Origin of the sequence: Comamonas koreensis, assembly GCF_014076495.1 — a bacterium.
Classification (GTDB): domain Bacteria; phylum Pseudomonadota; class Gammaproteobacteria; order Burkholderiales; family Burkholderiaceae_C; genus Comamonas; species Comamonas squillarum.
In genome coordinates, this window is the sequence record NZ_CP043575.1 from 1,168,889 (window position 1) to 1,185,565 (window position 16,677).

The following is a 16,677-nucleotide window of genomic DNA, read 5'->3' on the forward strand; positions in this document are numbered from 1 at the left end:
TCTCTGTTGTATGTGATGAGGTGTTTGCTCAGGGCAGAAGGTGGATCTCATCGCTGCTCATTCGCGTGCGGCAGCTCCCGGCCAGCGTGTGCCACTCGCTGGCGCCCAGGTCCAGCGCCTGCTGGTCTGCCATGGCTGTCACGCTGCGGCAGATGGGCTTGAAGTGCTTGGCGGCCACCGTGTCGCGCCCATAGCGCTGGTAGTAGCGCTTGAGGTGCAGATCGGCGGCCGGCACCCTGGCGGCCACATAGGCCAGGTAGTCGCGGTAGAGCGCATCGACCGGCGCCTCTTCGAGCTGCTGCTTCCAGAGGCGAAAGCCGGCCAGGCAGGCCACCAGGGCCAGCACCAGCGCGGCCACGGGCAGGGCCTTTTTCCAGATCGGGGTGCTGCGTGGCGCGGGCATGGGGAGGAATCGCTGGGCAGCGCGGGCGCGCGCGATCAGGCGTAGCTGTAGACGCCCTTGCCGGTTTTGCGGCCCAGTTGGCCAGCGGCGACCATTTCCTTGAGCAGCGGGCAGGGGCGGTATTTGCTGTCGCCAAAGTCTTTCAGGTAGACCTCCATCACGGCCAGGCAGACATCCAGGCCGATCATGTCGGCCAGAGCCAGCGGGCCAATCGGGTGGCTGCAGCCGAGCTTCATGCCGTCATCGATGTCCTGGGCTGACGCAATGCCTTCGGCCAGCACATAGAAGGCCTCGTTGATCATCGGCACCAAAATGCGGTTGACGACAAAGCCAGGCGAGTTCTTCACGCTGATCGGCGACTTGCCCAGGCTCTCGGCCAGTGCCTTGACCGCATCGTGCGTGGCATCGCTGGTTTGCAGGCCCCGGATCACTTCGACCAGTGCCATCATCGGCACGGGATTGAAGAAGTGCATGCCGATGAACTTGTCCGCGCGCTTGGTGGCTGCGGCCAGCTGGGTGATCGAGATCGATGAGGTGTTCGAGGCCAGCAGCACCGAGGGGTCCAGCAGCGCATCGACCTGTTGCAGGATCTTGAGCTTGAGCTCGTAGTTCTCGGTGGCTGCCTCGATCACCAACTGGGCCTTTTGCAGGTCTTCATAGCGGGTGCTGCCCTGGATGCGCGCGAGGGCGGCGGCCTTGTCGGCTTCGCTGATCTTTTCCTTCTTGATCAGGCGGTCCAGGCTGCTGCCCACCGTTGCCAAGCCCTTTTGCACGGCGGCGTCTGAAATGTCCACCATCACCACATTCAGCCCGGCCACCGCGCAGGTCTGCGCAATGCCGTTGCCCATGGTGCCTGCACCAATTACGCCTACGGTCTGGATCGTCATCTGTCTTCCTTGGGTCCTGTTGCTGGGAGAGGGGCCCGCCCTGCAGTGCCTGCGGCAAGCCCGGTGCCAAGATCATAGCGGGTGGTGTTGCAGTGCGGCACAAACTGGGCGACAGAGCGCGGGGATAGGCGGGGGTTCTAAAATGCCCCCCATCGCTGCGCCGCAGCCCCTTTGTTGACACGACCTGATATGACCACCTTCGGCACCCCGCTCACCAAGAACGCAACCAAAGTCATGCTGCTGGGCAGCGGCGAGCTGGGCAAGGAGGTGCTGATCGCCTTGCAGCGCCTGGGCGTGGAGACGGTGGCGGTGGACCGCTATGACAACGCCCCGGGCCATCAGGTGGCGCACCACGCGCGCACCATCACGATGAGCGACCCGGCCCAGCTGACGGCGCTGATCGAGGCCGAAAAGCCCGACCTGGTGGTGCCCGAGATCGAGGCCATTGCCACGCCCGCACTGCAGGCGCTGGAAGCGGCCGGCACCGTGCGCGTGGTGCCCACCGCACGCGCTACCCGCTTGACGATGGACCGCGAAGGCATCCGCCGCCTGGCGGCTGAGACCCTGGGCCTGCCCACCAGCCCCTACCAGTTTTGCGACAGCCTGGCCGAGCTGCAGGCGGCCATCGATGGCGGCATTGGCTACCCCTGCGTGGTCAAGCCGGTGATGAGCAGCTCGGGCAAGGGCCAGAGCAAGATCGATGGCCCGGGCGATGTGGAAAAGGCCTGGAACTATGCGATGGCAGGCGGCCGGGTACAGGGCGGCCGCATCATCGTCGAAGGCTTTATCGACTTTGACTACGAAATCACCTTGCTGACCGTGCGCGCCAAGAATGCCGCTGGCCAGATCGAAACCCATTTCTGCGAGCCCATCGGCCATGTGCAGGTGCAGGGCGACTATGTGGAAAGCTGGCAGCCCGCGCGCATGGCGCCCGCTGCGCTGACCTTGGCGCAGGACATTGCCCGCGCCATCACCAGCGACCTGGGCACCGGCCTGAACGGCGAGCCCGCCGGCCTGGGCCTGTTTGGCGTGGAGCTGTTCGTCAAGGGCGACCAGGTCTGGTTCAGCGAAGTGAGCCCGCGCCCGCATGACACCGGCATGGTGACGATGATCACCCAGTGGCAAAACGAGTTCGAGCTGCATGCCCGCGCCATCCTGGGCCTGCCGGTGGACACCAGCCTGAAGACCGCTGGCGCCAGCGCCGTGATCTACGGCGGTGTGGATGCCCAGGGCATTGTGTTTGACGGCGTCGATGCCGCCCTGCAGATCCCCGGCACCGAGGTGCGCCTGTTTGGCAAGCCCGAGAGCTTTAGCCGCCGCCGCATGGGCGTGGCGCTGGCCCGCGCTGCCGGTACCGATGCTGCACGCGACAACGCCAAAAAGGCGGCAGCGCTGGTCAAGCCCCGCGTGGCGGAGTAAGCGGCTGCTGAGCGAACGCTCAGCACCGCGTTGGATTCATTCGATAAAAAAGCATCTGGCTGCCCTTGAGAAGGGCGTCCAGATGCTTTTGTTTTGCTGGCTTGGTTACGTTGCTCTTAGTTGGCTTGGCAGCTATAGCTGTCGGCCAGGTTTACATCACCACTGCCCTTGTAACGTGGCCAGGTCGGGTACTCGCACAGCGGCCGGGTGCGCCCAGGCACGCCAGCGGTGTCGCTGACTACCTGGGCGCCTGGGGCAGTGCCAGCGGTCACCCACTGGTCCAACGCTTTGAGCGAATCCCAGTTGGCATTGAAGGCGGTGCTGGCCGCATGGCCGTAACCGGGTACCTCGTAATAGCGCGCAAAGCTCTTGACGGCGCTGGCGCCCATGGTCTGCTCCAGGCGCTGCCAGTACTGCGCGGTAGCGCGGGTGCTGACGAGCACGTCGGCCGTGCCATGGGCCATCAGCAGCTTGCCGCCGCGCTTGTTGAAGGCCGACAGGTCGGTGCTGTTGATGTCCTGCAACTTGGTGAGCTGGTTGATGCGGTCGGTCCAGGCGCCGGGGTTTTGTGGGTCCAGCGACAGCGCATCAAAGTTGGCATCGCGGGTCACAAAATAGCGCACCCACTGGTCCCAGAACACGGCCCAGTACGGGGCGGTGAGCGGCGCGGGGCTGGCCGGCGCGGTGGTGTTCATCGCCAGCAGGTTGACCGTGGGCTGCAGCGGGCTGCTGCCTTCCTCGCCCAGCTCCGAGCCCCAGACGTTGAAGCCGGGGTACTGCGTCTCGCCGCTGCCCAGCGGCGCGCTGAAGCGGATTTCGCTGTTGTAGGTCTTGAGCGCGCTGATCATTGCATCGGACAGGCAGCCTTCCTGGCTCGCGCCGCCGGCGCAGCGCAGCGGCTGGCCATTGAGCGTAGCGGTAGCCGGGTCAAACTGGCTGTTGCAGGCGGCCACATTGCTGACCACGCCGTCCTGCACGCCGTCGAGCGCATCGCACTTCTCCAGCGCCGCCTGGCGCAGCAGCTTGCGCTGGCCCAGGCTCGGGTAGGCGCCAGGCTGGGCAAAGGCGCGGCTGATGCGGCCAAACTGCAGATCCAGGCTGGCGGCGTTCCAGGCCGGGTACCAGGCCACCACGCCATCCCAGTCGGACGGCCATTTCTGCGCCACGGCCAGCGCCTCGCGCCCGCCGGTGGAGCCGCCCATGAAGTAGCGCTTGTCCGGCTTTTTGCCGTAAAAGCGCGTCACCAGCACATCGGCCACGTCGCTGGCCTTTTTCAGTGCAGCGCCCGAGAAGTTGGCGACCGCTTCGTCATTGGTGCCAAAGCTGCCATCGCGGCTGCCGGCTGCCCCTGCCTGGTGGCCCGAGTCGCTGCCAAACACCGCATAGCCCTGGTTCAGCAGCGGGTAGGCACCCTGGCTGGCGGGGGCGGCCGGGTAGGTGTAGAGGCTGGGCATCACGCCGTTGTAGCCGCCGCCGCCCACCATCACCACCTTGCCGTTCCACTCCTTGGGCAGCAGCAGGCCCATCTTGATGGCCGGGGCGCCGGGGTCGACTGGGGCGATCGAGATATTGGCCCGTACCGAGGCCGGGGGCTGCGCGCCGCTGGCGGCCGTTGGCGTTTCGGTCGAGGTCACCGTGGCACCGCTGGTGGGCAGGCCGATCTGGCTGGCCGCCACCTGCTGCTTGGCCAGCGCCAGGCTGGCCTCGTCAAAGTTGAAGCTGTGGGAGCCGCCGCTGCCGCAAGCGGACAGCGCAAGGACTGCGCTGGCGACGGCTGTCAGAGGGATAAAGCGCCGCAGGGGTGGGAGGATGGTTGTGGTCACGGTGTCTCCTGGTTGTTATGGTGCGGGCGCAAAGGCTTCTTTACGGCCCGCCGACCATTGTGGAAGTGACGCCCACAGTTATCCACAGGGTTTGCAGTTAGGTAGTTCCCCATAAGTAAAAAAGCCAGCACGGTCGTGCTGGCATTGGAGTAGGGCCCCCGCTGGCAAGGGCCCGCTTGGCGCGCTGCTTACTGGAAAGCCACCTCGGCAAAGCTGCGCAGCTTGCGGCTGTGCAAGCGGTCCACACCGCCTTCGCGCAGGATGTTGACCGCCCGCATGCCGATGCGCAGATGCTGGTCCACCCGCTCGCGGTAGAAGTGGTTGGCCATGCCGGGCAGCTTGATCTCGCCGTGCAGCGGTTTGTCGCTCACGCACAGCAAGGTGCCGTAGGGCACGCGAAAGCGGAAGCCATTGGCGGCAATGGTGGCGCTTTCCATATCGAGCGCCACGGCCCGGCTCTGGCTGAAGCGGCGCTGGGGCGTGTTGTCGGGCAGCAGCTCCCAGTTGCGGTTGTCGGTGCTGGCCACAGTGCCCGTGCGCATGAAGCGCTTGAGGTCGTCCTCGGGCACCTGGGTGACATCGGCCACCGCCTGCTGCAGCGCGACCTGGATCTCGGCCAGCGCCGGGATGGGCACCCACAGCGGCAGCTCTTCGTCGAGCACATGGTCCTCGCGCACATAGGCATGGGCCAGCACATAGTCGCCCAGCTGCTGGCTGTTGCGCAGGCCGGCGCAGTGGCCCAGCATCATCCAGGCATGGGGCCGCAGCACGGCGATATGGTCGGTGATGGTCTTGGCATTGGCCGGGCCCACGCCGATATTGACCATGGTCGTGCCCGACTGGTCAGCGCGCACCAGGTGGTAGGCGGGCATCTGCGGCAGGCGCGGGGGCGGGTTGCCCAGCGCGTCCACCGCTTCGGGCGCCAAGCCCTGGCGGCGGGTGACGACATTGCCCGGCTCGATAAAGGCGATGTACTCGCTGTCCGGGTTGGCCATCTCGGCGCGGCCCAGGCGGATGAACTCGTCGATATAGAACTGGTAGTTGGTGAACAGCACAAAGTTCTGGAACCACTCGGGCAGGGTGCCGGTGTAGTGGCGCAGGCGCTGGAGCGAGTAGTCCATGCGCGGCGCGGTGAACAGCGACAGCGGATGCGCCTCGCCCGGCTTGGGCTCCCAGGTGCCGTTGGCGATGCCATCGTCCATCGCATGCAGGTCGGGCAGGTCAAACACATCGCGCATCAGCATGCGGCGCTCGGCGCTCAGCTTGCCTTCGATATGGTCGTTGTCGGCAAACGAGAAATGGATGGGGATGGGCTGGCTGCTGGTGCCCACTTCCAGCTCCACGCCGTGGTTCTCGATCAGCAGCCGGAACTGCTCGGCATAGTAGTTGGCAAACAGGTCGGGGCGGGTCAGCGTGGTCTCGTAGTGGCCGGGGCCCTCGACAAAGCCATAGGCGAGCTTGCTGTCGGCCCGGGCCACGGTGCGCGTGTGCAGGCGCACAAAGGGATAGCAGGCGCGGTAGGGGGCGGCCGGGGTTTCGCCCGCGACAAAGCGTTGCATGGCCTGGCGCAGAAAGCCGATTTGCTCGGCATAGATGGCCTGGACCTGCGCCAGCGCGGAGGAAGCCGTGCGGTGGCTGGTCGGTGCGGTAAAGGCAGGTTTGGTAAAGGTCATGCACCATTGTGCATCTGCTTTTGGGCCCTGGCATGACAAATCAGGGCCCGGTGTTGCTGGCTGTCAGCACCGGTGGCCGGCGGCGCCAAGGCCGGATTCAGGGGTACCCGCAGGGCCGCCAGCGGCTGCCAGGCCGGGCGCGGGATAATTGCGCCATGAACGCAACCACCACCACCGCCAACGCAGCGGACGCCAGCTCTTTCAGCCAACTGCCTCTGGGCCAGACCATGCAGGCCAATCTGCAGCAGCTGGGCTACACGCAGATGACGGCGATCCAGGCGGCCAGCCTGCCCTTTGCGCTGCAAGGCAAGGATGTCATTGCCCAGGCCAGCACCGGCAGCGGCAAGACCGCCGCCTTTGGCCTGGCCCTGCTCGCCCGCCTGAACCCGCGCTGGTTTGCCGTGCAATCGCTGGTGCTGTGCCCCACCCGTGAGCTGGCCGACCAGGTCGCCACCGAAATCCGCCGCCTCGCGCGCGCCGAGGAGAACATCAAGGTCGTCACCGTCTATGGCGGTGTGCCCTCGCGCAACCAGATCGCCAGCCTGGAAAACGGTGCCCACATCATCGTTGGCACCCCGGGCCGGGTGATGGACCTGATGGAGCGCGGCGTGATCGACCTGGCCGCCCTCAACACCCTGGTGCTGGACGAGGCCGACCGCATGCTGGACATGGGCTTTTATGGCGACATCGTCACCGTCGCCAGCCAGTGCCCGGCCGAGCGCCAGACCCTGCTGTTCTCGGCCACCTACCCCGAGGGCATTGCCCAGCTGGCCGAGCGCTTCATGCGCGATCCGCAGACCGTCAAGGTCGCCTCGCAGCACAGCGCGCACAAGATCGCGCAGCGCTGGTACGAGGTCAAGGAGTCCGAGCGCCTGCATGCCGTGTCGCAGCTGCTGGCGCATTTCCGGCCCGAGTCGTCCATCGCCTTTTGCAACACCAAGCAGCAATGCCGCGACCTGGTCGAGGTGCTGCAGGCCCAGGGCGTGAGCGCGCTGGCGCTGTTTGGCGAGCTGGAACAGCGCGAGCGCGACGAGGTGCTGGTGCAGTTTGCCAACCGCAGCTGCAGCGTGCTGGTGGCCACCGATGTGGCCGCGCGCGGCCTCGATATCGCCAACCTGGCCGCCGTCATCAACGTGGACACCACGCCCGACGCTGAAGTGCATATCCACCGCATTGGCCGCACCGGCCGGGGCGATGCCGAAGGCCTGGCGCTGAGCCTGGCCAGCATGGACGAGATGGGCTCGGTCGGCAAGATCGAGCTGCTGCAAGGGCGCGAGTCGCAATGGCATCCGCTGAGCGAGTTGACCCCGGCATCCGACCAGCCGATGGTGCCGGCGATGCGCACCATCCAGATCATTGGCGGGCGCAAGGAAAAGATCCGCGCTGGCGATGTGCTGGGCGCAATGACGCGCGACTTTGGCTACAGCAAGGAGCAGATCGGCAAGATCAATGTGAACGACTTCTCGACCTATGTGGCCGTCAGCCGCGATATCGCCCACCAGGCGGTGGACCGGCTCAACAGCGGCCGGGTCAAGGGCAAAACCGTGAAGGCGCGCCTGCTCTAAGCCCCGCCGCACCCCGCCCGCCATGAAACCTGCCTTACCCGCCGCAGCGCACAGCCGCTGGACTACGCCCGAGAACCTGCTGCGCATCTCGGTGGTGGTGGCCATTGCCACCATTGCCCTCAAGACCAGTGCCTGGGCCGTCAGCGGCTCGGTGGGCCTGCTGTCCGATGCGCTGGAATCGCTGGTCAACCTGGTGGGCGCGCTGTTTGCGCTGGGCATGGTCACCATTGCCAAGCGCCCGGCTGACGAGGGCCACCCCTATGGCCACACCAAGGCGGAGTACTTCTCTGCCGGCTTTGAGGGCCTGCTGATCTTTGGCGCGGCCATGGCCATTGTCTGGGCCTCGGTGGACCGCCTCCTACACCCCCAGCCGCTCGAGCAGCTGGGCTGGGGCATTGCGCTGTCCATGCTCAGCACGGCGCTCAACGGCGGGCTGGCGTTTGTCATGCTGCGGGCGGCACGCGCGCACCATTCGATGGCGCTGGAAGGCGATGGCCGCCACCTGATGACCGATGTCTGGACCTCGGTCGGCGTGGTCGGCGGCTTGCTGCTGGCGATGCTGACCGGCTGGCATTGGCTCGATGCGGTGCTGGGCATTGCGGTGGCGCTGCATATCTTCAAAGAAGGTGGCCAGCTGGTCTGGCGCTCTTCGCAGGGCCTGATGGACGAGTCCATCGATGCCGAGACCCTTGCCAAGATCGAGCACTGCGTGCGCAGCTTTGAGGCGCAAACCGGCGGCGCCGTGCATTGCGACAAGCTCAGCACCCGGCGCGCCGGCTCGCTGCACTTTATCGACATGCACCTGCACATGCCCGGCGACTGGACCCTGGCCCATGCCACCCAACTGCGCATGCAGCTGGAAGCCGCTTTGCTGCAGGAGCTGCCGCAGGCGCGCATCAGCATGGAAGTACTGCCGCTGGGCGTACAAACCCAGACCGAGGCCGTGCAGCTGCACGGCGATGCACCCAGCCCCTGAACCATGAACCCCGGCTGCAGCGCCCTGGCCTGCCGCCTTTCCGGAAGCAAGAATCTCCGATGATCAGCGTATTGCAACGGGTGCGCGAAGCACGAGTTGAAGTGGATGGCCAAGTGATTGGCCAGATTGGCCATGGCCTGCTGGCCCTCGTCTGCGCCGAGCGCGGCGACAGCCAGGCAGAAGCCGACAAGTGGCTGGCCAAGATGCTCAAGCTGCGCATCTTCCAGGATGAGGCCGGCAAGATGAACAAGAGCGTCGTCGATGTGGCCGGCGGCCTGCTGATCGTGAGCCAGTTCACCCTGGCCGCAGACACCAGCGGCGGCAACCGCCCCAGCTTTACCCAGGCCGCGCCCCCGGCCGATGGCGAGCGCCTGTACGACTATGTCGTGGCGCAGGCGCGCGCGCTGCACCCCGAGGTGGCGACGGGCCGTTTTGGCGCCGACATGAAGGTCTACCTGATGAATGACGGGCCGGTGACGATTCCGCTGCGCATTGCGCCCGTTGCTGCGACGGTGGCCTGAGGCCTATCCACCCAGCCACGTCATCTGGAGCTCGACAAGCAGCAGCTAGACTCAGTCCTTTTGCCACCGAGAGGACGAGAGACACCGATGACCGAGATGGAAAAAGCCGCTGCCGGCCTGCTGTACGACGCCAACCATGACCCCAGCGTGCTGCAGCTGCGCGATGCCGCCAAGGAAAAGCTGTTTGCCTTCCAGCAGATCGGCGCGCACCTGCGTGCCGAGCGCGAAGTGATTCTGCGCGGCCTGCTGGGCAAGCTGGGCCGCAACCCGGTGTTCGATGGCCCCTTCCTGTGTGACTACGGCTTCAACATCGAGATTGGCGACCACTTCTACACCAATGTGAACCTGGTCATCCTCGATGCCGCCAAGGTCCGCATCGGCAACAACGTCTTTATCGCGCCCAATGTCGGCCTCTACACCTCCGGCCACCCGCTCGATGCCGCGCGGCGCAACCAGGGGCTGGAATTCGCCCTGCCCATCACCATTGGCGACAACGTCTGGATCGGGGCGGGCGTGCAGGTGCTGCCTGGCGTCAACATCGGTGCCGGCAGCGTGATTGCGGCCGGTGCCATCGTCACCAAGGATGTGCCCGAAGGCGTGGTGAGTGCCGGCAACCCGGCGCGTGTGCTGCGGGCCATCACCGACAAGGATGCGCAGGCCTACGCCTGAGGTGTCGCGTCGCGCTCAGACCGCCGCCAGCGCTGCCAGGTGGGTGTCCACCGTCCCCGCGTCGCTGGCTGCATTCACATGCGCAAAGTACTGGTACCAGCCGCTGGCCTCTATCGCGGCCAGCAAGGCATCGCGTGCCTGCGGGTTGGGAAAGCGCCAAATGCCTAGAAACTGGTGCTGGCTGGCTTGTGCAATGGCGGTATCGGTCTCTGCCAGAGAGAGCAGCTCGATGCCCTGGCTGGAGAGCTGGCCCAGGCCCTGGCCGATGGCGGACAGAAACGACAGGCGCTGCGCGGCGGGCAGCGCCTGCCAGGCGGCATTCGGGGTATAGAGCTCGACAAGGTAGCAAGACATGGCTGGGGCTTCTTTCAGCGAATACTGCGCAGCGCGCGTTGACAGATACGTGCGGTGTTGGGCGATGGTGTATCGCCCAGCCACTGGCTGCAGATCTCGCGCACCCAGTCGGGCTGGTCCTTGGCGGCGTCGTTGAGCCAGTTGGCGACGGAATCCTGCACATAGATGGAGGGGTCAGCACGCAGCGCTTGCAGCAGCGGCAGGGCCTGCGCGGGCGTCTTTTTGAGCGCGGCGATGTGCGCACACCAGACGCCACGTGGGCGCAGTGCCTCGCAGGCAAAGCGGCGCAGCTTGTCGGACGGCGATGCCGTCCAGGGCAGCAGCTGTGCGATGGCCTCGTGCAGAGCGCTGGCCAGATGCGGGCGCAAGGCCATCCAGGCCCATTCGCGCACGCCAAAATGCCCATCGTCGGCCAGGCTGCGGATCGCGGAAAGACGCACCGGCAGTGCCAGCCCGGGCTGGGCGCCAACCATAAAGCAGGCCCAGCCGCGCACGGTGTCTACCGGGTGGTTGCGGCACTGCGCGATGCCCTCGGCGCCCAGGGCATTCAGCAGCAGCTCGCCGATGCGGCCCATGCGCCCCAGAATACCCAGCGTGCAAGCGGCATCGGCTTGCTGCAAGGTCTGGGCAGAGAGACCGGGAAAGACGGTGCGCAGCAGCTGCGCCTGGTCCAGCGCCGTGCATTCAGCCAGCGTGGCGGTGGCGATCTCGCCTCTGGACAGCGCTTGCAGCACATCGGCAGGGATATCGGCCGCGCGGCTGGCGCCTTTGCGTGGGCTGTTCATAGCGCTGCTTCGCCCAGGTTGCGGGCCACCTTGTCCAGCAGTTGGGCCAGCTGCTGGCGCTCGCTGGCCGACAGCCCGCCGTACAACCCGGCGATCCAGTGGCTGTGCTGGGCAAACACCTGTTGGGCCAGCTGCCGGCCTTTGCCGGTGAGCCGTATGCGCAGCGCGCGGCGGTCGCTGGCCTCGGCATGGCGGGCGACCAGGCCTTCGCGCTCCAGGCCATCGAGCAGACCGGTGACGGTGGCCCGGGTCACGCCCGCACGCTCGGCCAAGGTATTGGGCGCCAGGCCATCGGCCGCGGCGTCCAGCAGGAACAGCAGCACAAAGCGCCCTTCCGACAGGCCATTCGGGGCCAGCAAGCGGGCGCAGTCGCGGTCAATATCTGCTGCCAGCGTGAGCGTCTGGAAGCAAAGGCGAATCCCTGCCACATCGGGCATGCCGCGCCGCTGGGCTTCGTCCAGCAGGGCGTTGTATTTTTGGGCGAGTTGCATGATGGCGGCTTATAGTAAGGTGGCTAATTATATGCACAAAGCATGCTGCCTGGTGGCATGCCATGGGGATGGCGGTTGGCGAACGCACTGCGTGGCTAGAAGCAGCGCTCCGTCACAGGACGGGCGCCACCGGCAGAATCAGCCCAAATGTCGTCTCGCCGCCCTGCGACTGGGCAAACACCGAGCCGCCATGCATCTTGGCGATGGCTTTGACAATGGCCAGGCCCAGGCCATGGTGGCGCTCGGCGTTGTGGCGCGAGGCATCGGCGCGGTAGAAGCGGTCAAACAGGTGGCGCAGGTGTTCGGGCGCAATGTCGGGCCCGGTGTTGGTCACGGATATGACCGCATGGGCATGCTCGTGCTGCCAGCGCGAGCGTATGTCGATGCGGATCGCAGAGCCCGCCAGCGCATAGCGGGTGGCATTGCTCAGCAGGTTGGACAGCGCGCGCCGCATCAGCGGCGCATCGACCTGGGCCTGCGCGTCACCCAGCACTTCCAGGCGCAGGTCGGCATCGAGCGCGACCGCTTCATAGAACTCGACCACATCCTGGGCAACGGCGGCCAGGCTGACGACCCCGGTCTCGCGCGCGCCCACGCCCTGGTCGGCACGCGAGAGGAAGAGCATGTCGCCCACCATCGCGGCGATGCGGCGCAGGTCCTCCAGGTTGGACTCCAGCACATCGCGCAGCTCATCCACCGAGCGGGGCTTGCGCAAGACCACTTCGGTGCTGGAGATCAGGGTGGCCAGCGGCGTGTTGAGCTCGTGCGCCACGTCGGCGTTGAAGGCTTCGAGCTGGCGGTAGGCATCGGCCAGGCGGTTGAGCAGCGCATTGAACTGCGTGACGATGGGCTGCAGCTCCTGGGGCAGGCCGCTGCCGTCGAGCCGGCGCTCAAAATCGCGGGCCGACAGCAGGCTGATCTGCGAGACCAGTGAGGCGATGGGCTGCAGGCTGCGCTGCACCAGCAGGCCGCCAAACAGCGCCAGCAGCAAGGAGCCGGCCACCATGGCTGCAAACAAGGTCCAGCCCAGGCCGCGCAGCAAGGCCTCGTCGGGGCGCAGGTCCATCACCAAGGTGGCGGTGGCTGCGCGCGCCTGGTGGTACTGGGGCGCGGTGATGCCAACAGCAAAACTGCGCTGCAGGGTGTGGTGGCCGCTCCAGTCGGGCGGGATGCTGTCGAACAGCACATGGCCCTGGTCGTCCACCACGCGGATCGCGTAGTCGCCGTGGCCGGCCAGAAAATCGGTCAGCAGGTGGTCCAGCGCCTTGTCGCGGTGGGCCGTGCTGTCATCGCGCAGCACATGCATCAGCGACTGCTGCTTTTGGTCGAGCATCTCCTTTTGGCGGGCCGACAAGGTGTTGTCGAAAACCAGAAACACCACCAGGCTGACGGCGCCCAGGCCCAGCATCGACAGCAGCGCCATCCAGCGCGAGAGCCGGCGCCCCAGATGCGGTACGGCGGTGGTCGGGTTCATGGCTGGGCCCGGCTCTCCAGCACATAGCCCATGCCGCGCACGGTGTGGATCAAGGGCGCGGCAAAAGGCTGGTCCACCTTCATGCGCAGGCGCCGCACGGCCACTTCGACCACATTGGTCTCGCTGTCAAAGTTCATGTCCCAGACCTGCGAGGCCAGCTCGGTGCGCGAGAGCACCTCACCCTGGCGGCGCAGCAGCAAGGCGAGCAGGTTGAACTCCTTGGCCGTCAGATCGAGCCGCACGCCAGCGCGCACCGCCTTGCGCCGGATCAGGTCAAGCTCCAGATCAGCCTGGCGCAGCACTGTGGGCTCGGGGGACGCCGGGTGGGCCTGCGCGCGGCGCAGCAGCACCTGGATGCGGGCCACCAGCTCGGAAAACGCAAAGGGCTTGATCAGGTAGTCATCGGCGCCGCTTTGCAGGCCGCGCACCCGGTCCTGCACATCGCTGCGGGCGGTCAGCATCAGCACCGGGGTGGATTTGGCCTGGCGCAGCGCGGCCAGCACCGCAAAGCCATCGATGCCCGGGAGCATGCCATCGAGCACGATCAGGTCGTAGTCCAGCTCCATGGCCAGGTGCAGGCCATCGATGCCGTTGGTGGCGACATCGACCGTGTAGCTCTCCTCGGCCAGACCTTTGCGCAGGTACTCGCCGAGCTTGGCTTCGTCTTCAATCAGCAGCAGTCTCATGGCCGCCATTGTCCCTGATGGTGCCGGCTGGCGGCGATTACAAATTTGTCATTTTCCCGACGGCATTGTGTTCGTTGCTGCTTTCTACAGTCCGTTGCATCGCATATGGATACCGCCTGCATGGGGGCCGCTGCGGTGCTGGCCGCCCCTGTTTGGCCCGGCACTGCCAAGGCCGTCCTGGGCGCTATCTGCCACCACAGGAGAAGCAGCTATGACCACCCCGTTGCCGGGCCCCATGCGGGCAGGCACCCATCCTCCACGGCCGCTAGGGCCTGCCTGGCCCGCATGGTTGCTGGGGGCTGCCTTGGCCAGCGCCTTGGGGCCGCTGGCTCATGCAGAGCCGATACCTGTGCAAGACCCTGCTACGGCGACCGCCACCCTGCCTGCAGGGGTGACTCCCTCTATCACGCTGGCCGCCGCTTGGGACAAGGCCCTGGCGGCCAACCCCGGTTTGCAGGCCGCCCGCTTCGGCGCGGCTGCGGCCGACGGCCTGGTCATGCAAAGCCAGGCACGCCCCAATCCCGAGGTCTCTCTCAACGTCGAAGACACCCGCCCCGAGACGCGTACCAACACCGTGCAGATCAGCCAGCTGATTGAGCTGGGCGGCAAGCGCGAGGCGCGCATGCAGCTGGCCGACAGCGAGAAGGCGGCAGCGCAGGCGAGCGTCGTGGCCACCCAGGCGGCATTGCGCTACCAGGTGCTGGTCAACTTCAACGAGTTGCTGCTGGCGCAGCAGCGGGTGGACTTTGCGACCAAGACCCATGCGCTGGCCACGCAGGCGCTGGATGCCGCCAACAAGCGCGTGCAGGCAGGCAAGGTGCCGCCGCTGGAGGCCAGCCGTGCGCAAGTGGCGCAGGCCAATGCGGCCCTGGAGCTGGCGCAGGCCCGCTCATTGACCGGCGTGGCGCAGCAGAACCTGGCCTCGCTCTGGGGCGGGCGCGGTGCAGAGCTGGGGCTGGCCAGTGGTGATTTCTCGGCCACCGTGCAGGCCCCCACGGCCGAGCAGCTGGACCAGCGCCTGGACGATGCGCCTGCGATGCTGCTGGCACGGCGCGCGCTGGAGCAAAGCCACGCCGCCTCTGCGGTGGAGCGCGCCAAGCGCGTGCAGGACCCGACGTTGAGCCTGGGCGTCAAGCGCGCCCGGGATGTAGGGCGCAACCAGGTGTTTGTCGGGGTAAGCATTCCCCTGCCTCTGTTTGACAGCAATGCCGGCAACCAGCTGCAGGCACTGCGCAAGGTGGACCAGGCCGAGCAGCAGCTGCAGGACCAGCGCCTGCAACTGCAGGCCCAGGTGTTTGCCGCCCGCCAGCAGTGGCTCAGCAGCAACCAGCAGGTGGCGCTGCTGCAAAGCCAAGTGATCCCCACGGCGCAATCGGCCTATGACCTGGCCGTGCGCGGCTTCTCGCTGGGCAAGTTCAGCTTTCTGGATGTGCTCGACGCCCAGCGCAGCCTGTTTGACAGCCAGCGCCAACTGCTGGACCAGCTGATGGCCTCGCACCGCGCCCGTGCGGAGATTGAACGCATCTTTGGCACGCCAGCGCTGGCGGCCGCTACAGGAACCTGATCCCATGTCCGAGAAAACCCCATTCGATACTTCGCTGAGCTCATCCAAACAGTGGATCGCCGCGGCGGTGATTGCCGCTGCCGGTGTGGCCGGCGGCGCCTATTTGTTGCGCGGCCCGGGCACGGCGGCCGCAGCCCCCGCTGCAGCGGCAGCAGGCCATGGCGATGCGCCATCCCACCAGGATGGCGAGCACCATGGCGAAGCTGCTGCCAAAACCGGTGCCAAGGCGGGCGCCGATGCGCACCAGGAAGCCGACCAGCATGGCGATGGTGAGCACCATGACAACAAAACCGATGCCAGCAGCAAGGATGCGCACGGCGATGCCACCGGCGGCCATGCCGAAGGCGAAGAAGCGGGCGAGGGCCTCGTCAAGCTGAGCGCAGCGCAGGCCAAGGCGGCCGGTGTGGTGGTGGACCAGGCGGGGCCGGCGTCCATCCAAAAGCAGGTGCTGCTGCCCGGCGAGATCCGTTTTGACGAAGACCGCACGGCGCACGTGGTGCCCAGGGTGGCCGGTGTGGTGGCCTCGGTCCACGCCCAGCTCGGTGAGCAGGTGGCCAAGGGGCAGCTGCTGGCTGTCATCCAGAGCCCGGCGGTGTCGGACCAGCGCAGCGAGCTGCAAACGGCGCAGCGGCGGCTGGCCTTTGCCAAGAGCAGCTACGAGCGCGAAAAGCAGCTGTGGCAGGAGCGGATCTCTGCCGAGCAGGATTACCAGGCAGCGCGCCAAGCGCTGCAGGAGGCCGAGATTGCCGTGGCCAATGCCGCGCAAAAGCTGTCCGCCATTGGGGCGGGCGTGGCTGGTGCCAGCCGCTATGAGCTGCGCGCGCCGCTGGCTGGCATGGTGGTGGAGAAGCACCTGACCGTGGGCGAGTCGGTGACCGACAGCACGGCCTCGTTCACCGTCTCCGATCTGCGCTCGGTCTGGGCGGAGATCAGCGTGGCCGCCCCGCAGCTGCCCGATGTGCGAATGGGCGCGCCGGTCGTCGTGCGCGCCACGGCGTTTGACTCCCAAGCCGAAGGCCGGATCGCCTACGTGGGAGCGCTGATCGGCGCGCAAACCCGCACGGCACCGGCGCGCGTGGCGCTGGCCAATCCGCAAGGGGTGTGGCGCCCGGGCCTGTTTGTCGATGTGGCGGTGCTGGCCGGTGAATCACCCGTCCCCATTGCGGTGGACGCCAAGGCCATCCAGCGGCCCGATGGCAAAGAGAGCGTGGTGTTTGTGCCGGCCGAGGGCGGCTACCGGGCCCAGGTGGTTGAGCTGGGTGCGACGGATGGCAAAACCACCGAAGTCACATCGGGCCTGCAGGCCGGGCAGCGCTATGTCAAGGAGGGCTCCTTCATGCTGCGGGCCGAGCTGGGCAAGGCCTCTGCCGAGCACGCGCATTGATCG

General features: G+C 66.6%; 15 protein-coding genes and 1 pseudogene. 7 read left to right on the top strand and 9 right to left on the bottom strand.

All coding sequences use genetic code 11. The features are described 5' to 3' along the window. Positions 1-28 precede the first annotated feature (28 nt). A complete protein-coding gene (locus F0Q04_RS05260; protein WP_116927753.1) occupies positions 29-403 on the bottom strand; it encodes a hypothetical protein in 375 nt (124 codons plus the stop codon). A gap of 35 nt (positions 404-438) precedes the next feature. Continuing rightward, a pseudogene (locus tag F0Q04_RS05265) lies at positions 439-1,326 on the bottom strand (3-hydroxybutyryl-CoA dehydrogenase); the annotation flags it as partial. A gap of 153 nt (positions 1,327-1,479) precedes the next feature. Between F0Q04_RS05265 and purT the strand changes: the two are divergent. Beyond that, positions 1,480-2,709, top strand: a complete 1,230-nt coding sequence (purT, locus tag F0Q04_RS05270; protein ID WP_116927755.1) for a formate-dependent phosphoribosylglycinamide formyltransferase — start codon at positions 1,480-1,482, stop codon at positions 2,707-2,709. 116 nt (positions 2,710-2,825) lie between these two features. On the opposite strand, the gene F0Q04_RS05275 is transcribed toward purT, so the two are convergent. Together F0Q04_RS05275 and F0Q04_RS05280 are read right to left on the bottom strand one after the other, a co-directional pair. After that, positions 2,826-4,532, bottom strand: coding sequence for a tannase/feruloyl esterase family alpha/beta hydrolase (locus F0Q04_RS05275; protein WP_182344824.1), 1,707 nt, complete (start codon positions 4,530-4,532; stop codon positions 2,826-2,828). A 188-nt stretch (positions 4,533-4,720) separates the two neighbouring features. Next, complete coding sequence (locus F0Q04_RS05280) at positions 4,721-6,205, bottom strand: AMP nucleosidase (protein WP_182344826.1); 1,485 nt, start codon at positions 6,203-6,205, stop codon at positions 4,721-4,723. A gap of 155 nt (positions 6,206-6,360) precedes the next feature. Between F0Q04_RS05280 and dbpA the strand changes: the two genes are divergently transcribed. From dbpA to F0Q04_RS24165, 4 genes are all read left to right on the top strand, one after another. Next, positions 6,361-7,770, top strand: a complete 1,410-nt coding sequence (gene dbpA, locus F0Q04_RS05285) for an ATP-dependent RNA helicase DbpA (protein WP_182344828.1) — start codon at positions 6,361-6,363, stop codon at positions 7,768-7,770. Positions 7,771-7,792: 22 nt separating this feature from the next. Then, complete coding sequence (locus tag F0Q04_RS05290) at positions 7,793-8,746, top strand: cation diffusion facilitator family transporter (RefSeq protein WP_116927759.1); 954 nt, start codon at positions 7,793-7,795, stop codon at positions 8,744-8,746. Positions 8,747-8,805: 59 nt separating this feature from the next. Continuing rightward, positions 8,806-9,267: a D-aminoacyl-tRNA deacylase gene (gene dtd / locus F0Q04_RS05295; RefSeq protein WP_116927760.1), complete on the top strand. Its 462-nt coding sequence runs from the start codon at positions 8,806-8,808 to the stop codon at positions 9,265-9,267. 87 nt (positions 9,268-9,354) lie between these two features. Beyond that, positions 9,355-9,936 (top strand): sugar O-acetyltransferase, encoded by a 582-nt coding sequence (locus tag F0Q04_RS24165; protein ID WP_116927761.1) that lies wholly within the window; start codon positions 9,355-9,357, stop codon positions 9,934-9,936. 15 nt (positions 9,937-9,951) lie between these two features. Here F0Q04_RS24165 and F0Q04_RS05305 read toward each other — a convergent pair whose 3' ends face one another. The 5 genes from F0Q04_RS05305 to F0Q04_RS05325 form a co-directional block, all read right to left on the bottom strand. Beyond that, positions 9,952-10,290, bottom strand: coding sequence for a DUF6616 family protein (locus F0Q04_RS05305; protein WP_116927762.1), 339 nt, complete (start codon positions 10,288-10,290; stop codon positions 9,952-9,954). 14 nt (positions 10,291-10,304) lie between these two features. Beyond that, positions 10,305-11,075 (bottom strand): DNA alkylation repair protein, encoded by a 771-nt coding sequence (locus F0Q04_RS05310; protein WP_182344830.1) that lies wholly within the window; start codon positions 11,073-11,075, stop codon positions 10,305-10,307. Further along, a complete protein-coding gene (locus F0Q04_RS05315) occupies positions 11,072-11,566 on the bottom strand; it encodes a MarR family winged helix-turn-helix transcriptional regulator (protein ID WP_182344832.1) in 495 nt (164 codons plus the stop codon). Before F0Q04_RS05315 ends, F0Q04_RS05310 begins: the two co-directional genes overlap by 4 nt. Before the next feature lie 112 nt (positions 11,567-11,678). Next, complete coding sequence (locus tag F0Q04_RS05320; protein ID WP_182344834.1) at positions 11,679-13,040, bottom strand: heavy metal sensor histidine kinase; 1,362 nt, start codon at positions 13,038-13,040, stop codon at positions 11,679-11,681. After that, the gene (locus tag F0Q04_RS05325) at positions 13,037-13,726 is read right to left on the bottom strand and encodes a heavy metal response regulator transcription factor (RefSeq protein ID WP_133248233.1); all 690 of its coding nucleotides are present in this window, start codon (positions 13,724-13,726) and stop codon (positions 13,037-13,039) included. The genes F0Q04_RS05320 and F0Q04_RS05325 overlap by 4 nt, the downstream gene beginning before the upstream one ends. Before the next feature lie 349 nt (positions 13,727-14,075). Here F0Q04_RS05325 and F0Q04_RS05330 point away from each other — a divergent pair, with 349 nt between their 5' ends. Both F0Q04_RS05330 and F0Q04_RS05335 read left to right on the top strand, forming a co-directional pair. Beyond that, on the top strand, positions 14,076-15,290 hold the full coding sequence (locus F0Q04_RS05330; protein ID WP_232539512.1) for a TolC family protein: 1,215 nt from the start codon (positions 14,076-14,078) through the stop codon (positions 15,288-15,290). A 4-nt stretch (positions 15,291-15,294) separates the two neighbouring features. Next, positions 15,295-16,674, top strand: a complete 1,380-nt coding sequence (locus tag F0Q04_RS05335; protein ID WP_182344835.1) for an efflux RND transporter periplasmic adaptor subunit — start codon at positions 15,295-15,297, stop codon at positions 16,672-16,674. Positions 16,675-16,677 lie beyond the last annotated feature (3 nt).